We start from the raw sequence: 3,185 nt of genomic DNA, 5'->3' as shown, positions 1-3,185 counted from the left end.
AGCACGAGTACGATCTGGGTGATGGCTATGGCCATGTGGCCCTGGCGGTGGACGACGTGTACGCTGCTTGTGAACGTATTCGCCAACGGGGTGGGCGCATTACCCGCGAACCCGGCCCCATGAAACATGGCAGTACCATTCTGGCCTTTGTGGAAGACCCGGATGGTTACAAGATCGAACTGCTGGAAAGGGACTGATGGGCTCTCCAATGGCAACCAAGGTCACCGTCGGCTGGCGGGAATGGGCAAGCTTGCCCGAACTGGACATCGAAGCCATCAAGGTCAAGGTGGACACCGGGGCGCGGACGTCGGCGCTGCATGCTTTTCAGGTGGAAAGCTTTATGCGCGATGGACAGGAATGGGTTCGTTTTTCTATCCATCCGATTCAGGGGCAGGACCAGGTCAGCCATTGTGAAGCGCCGGTACTGGACCGTCGGGTGGTGACTGACTCCGGTGGTCACAAGGAAGAGCGCCCGGTGATCTGCACCGATATTGAACTGGGTGGCCGCCGCTGGCCCATCGAGATCACTCTGACCGACCGTGAAAACATGATATTCCGTATGCTGTTGGGACGCACCGCCATGGGCGAGATCATTGTCGATCCCACGGCATCTTTTTTATTAGGTGGAAACAAAGAGCAACCATGAAAATTGCCATTCTTTCGAGAAACAAGCGACTGTACTCCACGCGCCGACTGGTGGAAGCGGGCGAGGCTGCCGGTCATGAAATGCATGTGATCGATACCCTGCGTTGCTATATGAGCATGGTGGCACACAAGCCGGAGATTCATTTCAAGGGCGAAGTCCTGGAAGGCTTTGATGCGGTGATCCCGCGGATCGGTGCCTCCATCACCCAGTACGGTACGGCAGTATTGCGCCAGTTCGAAATGATGGGCGTCTTCCCGGTCAATGAATCCGTGGCCATTTCCCGGTCCCGGGACAAGCTGCGTTCCCTGCAGCTGCTGTCGCGCAAGGGCGTGGGCCTGCCGATCACCGGTTTTGCCCACTCTCCGGATGACATTCCCGATCTGATCAACATGGTTCGCGGTGCGCCACTGGTGATCAAGATGCTGGAAGGCACCCAGGGTATTGGTGTGGTGCTGGCGGAAACCCGCAAGGCGGCGGAATCGGTGATCGAGGCCTTCATGGGGCTGAATGTGTCGGTGATGGTCCAGGAATACATCAAGGAAGCCGGCGGCGCCGATATCCGCTGTTTCGTGGTGGGCGGCAAGGTGATTGCGGCCATGAAACGTCAGGCCGCGCCCGGCGAGTTCCGTTCCAACCTGCACCGTGGTGGCAGCGCCAGCCTGATCCGCATTACCCCGGAAGAGCGCGCCACGGCCGTGCGGGCCGCTCGTATCATGGGCCTGAATGTGGCCGGGGTGGACATCCTGCGTTCCAACCACGGCCCCGTGGTCATGGAAGTGAACTCCTCGCCGGGCCTGGAAGGCATCGAAACCGCCACCGGCAAAGATGTGGCGGGGATGATCATGAAGTTCATCGAAAAGGATGCGCGCCCCTACCGGACCCAGACCAAGGGGTCAGGCTGAACCGACGCCTCGCAGGAGCCGTGCTTGAGGGTTGCAGCTCGCAGTCTCGGGTCGGCGTCCCGGGGGGAGCCGTTAGTGTGGTTGGGTCTGCAAGGTAGAGAAAAACAGAATGAAAAACAGCAAAGAACCGAAAAACACCCCTTTTGAACTGGATGGCGTGACGGTAGCGCCCGGTACCCGGGCCAAAGTGGAATTGCCGCTGGCGCAGCTTTATACCCAGACGCCCTTGAATGTTCCCATCCATGTGATCAATGGACGCAGACCCGGCCCGGTGCTGATGGTCAGCGCGGCCATTCACGGGGATGAGCTCAATGGCGTGGAAATCATCCGTCGCCTGCTGCGTCACTCTGCCCTGAAAAGCCTTAATGGCACCTTGCTGGCAGTGCCGGTAGTGAACGTGTTTGGTTTCATTCACAAGACCCGCTATCTGCCGGACCGGCGTGATCTGAACCGCTGTTTCCCCGGCTCGGAAACCGGCAGCCTGGGCGCGCGAATGGCCTGGCAATTCAAGAGTCAGGTGCTGGACCGAGCCACCCATGCGGTGGACCTGCACACCGGCGCGATTCACCGGGCCAACCTGCCGCAGATCCGCGCCGACCTGTCCAACGAGGATACCGCTGCCATGGCCAATGCCTTTGGCGTGCCGGTGGTGATCAATTCGGTGCTGGGCGAGGGCACGTTGCGGGAAGTGGCCGAGGCCCAGGGCATCCCGGTGATAACCTATGAAGCCGGTGAGGCATTGCGCTTCGAAGAATCCTGTATCCGGGCCGGTGTGAAAGGGGTGCTCAATATCATGCAGCACCTGGGCATGACCGGTAGTCGCCGCACCAAGGCGCCCACCGAACCCTATATTGCCCGCTCATCCAGCTGGGTTCGTGCAGAACGGGATGGGGTCTTCCTGTCGCTGGTGGCACTGGGGGCGTGGATCAAGAAGGGGGATCTGATCGGTCGTATTTCCAGCCCCTTTGGCGGGGAGGATGTGAATATCTTCGCGCCGGCTGCCGGCATCCTGGTGGGCCGTAATAACTTGCCCCTGGTGAATGAAGGGGAAGCGCTCTATCACATTGCCCGCTTCGAGGAAGTCAGCGAAGTGGCGCAGTCACTGGAAGTGTTTACCTCCGATATCGAAAAGGGCCCGACCCTGGCAGGTGAGCCGCCGATCGTCTGAGCGTCTCAACGGAAACGTGACCACACAAAAAAACGGGCCCTGGTGGCCCGTTTTGCTGTGGCTCGGCTTACGCCTTCTTGAGCTTTTTCTTCAGTTTCTTCAGCACAGATTCCTGCTTGTTGATCTTGGCCTTGCTCTGCTTGATGGCTTTTTTCAGCTTTTTCTTCTTGGACATGATGTCTCTCCATTTTCGCAAGTGATGGCCGAGCCCTCGGCTACTCGCCGGATGTCGACTCCTGGGCCTTGATAAAGTCACGAATAAACCGGCGGACTTCACGCGCGGCGCTGGTATCAAGCTCTTCGCAGAGCTCGATAAAGCGCAGACGTTCTTCGTCGTTGATGCGAACGATGAGCTGACTGTTCTTCTTGGCCTTGCCTTTTTTTGCCATACAGAGACACACCACAGGAAAACAGGCTGCATCGTCGCTGGAATATTAGCGACTTGCAAATAGACTATTGGCTATCTTAT

At 58.5% G+C, this 3,185-nt stretch carries 5 protein-coding genes; 4 read left to right on the top strand and 1 reads right to left on the bottom strand.

Annotation, left to right across the window (positions count from 1 at the left end):
• The 4 genes from A3714_RS01955 to A3714_RS01940 all read left to right on the top strand — a co-directional run.
• Window positions 1-197, top strand: a 197-nt coding sequence (locus tag A3714_RS01955; RefSeq protein WP_197463343.1) for a VOC family protein, incomplete at its 5' end; no start/stop codon positions are given.
• A gap of 11 nt (window positions 198-208) precedes the next feature.
• A complete protein-coding gene (locus A3714_RS01950; RefSeq protein WP_062817024.1) occupies window positions 209-646 on the top strand; it encodes an ATP-dependent zinc protease in 438 nt (145 codons plus the stop codon).
• The gene (gene rimK, locus A3714_RS01945) at window positions 643-1,548 is read left to right on the top strand and encodes a 30S ribosomal protein S6--L-glutamate ligase (RefSeq protein WP_062816902.1); all 906 of its coding nucleotides are present in this window, start codon (window positions 643-645) and stop codon (window positions 1,546-1,548) included. The genes A3714_RS01950 and rimK overlap by 4 nt, the downstream gene beginning before the upstream one ends.
• 109 nt (window positions 1,549-1,657) lie before the next feature.
• The gene (locus tag A3714_RS01940; protein WP_062816903.1) at window positions 1,658-2,716 is read left to right on the top strand and encodes a succinylglutamate desuccinylase/aspartoacylase family protein; all 1,059 of its coding nucleotides are present in this window, start codon (window positions 1,658-1,660) and stop codon (window positions 2,714-2,716) included.
• A gap of 215 nt (window positions 2,717-2,931) precedes the next feature.
• Here the strand turns inward: A3714_RS01940 and A3714_RS17860 are convergent, their stop codons facing one another.
• A complete protein-coding gene (locus A3714_RS17860) occupies window positions 2,932-3,105 on the bottom strand; it encodes a hypothetical protein (protein ID WP_197461915.1) in 174 nt (57 codons plus the stop codon).
• Between the last annotated feature and the right edge of the window lie 80 nt (window positions 3,106-3,185).

This window comes from Alcanivorax sp. HI0007 (assembly GCF_001635525.1).
In the GTDB taxonomy this organism is placed as follows: domain Bacteria; phylum Pseudomonadota; class Gammaproteobacteria; order Pseudomonadales; family Alcanivoracaceae; genus Alcanivorax.
Note: the sequence above shows the minus strand (reverse complement) of the source record. Positions and strands in the feature narration are given on the sequence as shown.

What these genes read in the sequence shown, in the direction of transcription:
- A3714_RS01950 (WP_062817024.1), top strand. Translation starts at nt 209, where the DNA reads ATGGCAACCAAGGTCACCGTCGGCTGGCGGGAATGGGCAAGCTTGCCC.
- rimK (WP_062816902.1), top strand. Translation starts at nt 643, where the DNA reads ATGAAAATTGCCATTCTTTCGAGAAACAAGCGACTGTACTCCACGCGC.
- A3714_RS01940 (WP_062816903.1), top strand. Translation starts at nt 1,658, where the DNA reads ATGAAAAACAGCAAAGAACCGAAAAACACCCCTTTTGAACTGGATGGC.
- A3714_RS17860 (WP_197461915.1), bottom strand. Translation starts at nt 3,105, where the DNA reads ATGGCAAAAAAAGGCAAGGCCAAGAAGAACAGTCAGCTCATCGTTCGC.